The organism is Pseudomonas sp. SDO52101_S400, assembly GCF_054071635.1.
This window is the reverse complement of record NZ_JBSVWF010000163.1, coordinates 1-295: the sequence shown is the minus strand read 5'-3', so window position 1 is coordinate 295 and position 295 is coordinate 1. Positions and strand designations below refer to the sequence as shown.

At 65.8% G+C, this 295-nt stretch carries 1 pseudogene; it reads right to left on the bottom strand.

The features are described 5' to 3' along the window. Positions 1-295: pseudogene (locus tag ACW9HX_RS29180) on the bottom strand (type VI secretion system tip protein VgrG); the annotation flags it as partial.

Genomic DNA, 295 nt, shown 5'->3' with positions numbered 1-295 from the left:
GCCGCCCCGAGAATCCCCGACGCACTCGGCATCGCCGCACTCGCCAGTTTCGGCAGCCCGGCCATGCCGCCCTGCACTGCCCCCTTCACCTGCTGCGCCGTTTGCATCGCGCCTTGTGCGGTCTGCACCGCACCCATCCCTGTCTGTGCCAATTCCTTGCCCTTCTCCAACAAGTCCCAGTTCTTGCTCGGCAACGCCTGCGCCACCATCGCCTGCACCTGACTCGGCACGTCCTCAGCACCCGGCGGATTCAACGGCCATTCCGGCTTGCCGATGTAACTTCCTTCGCTCCAGG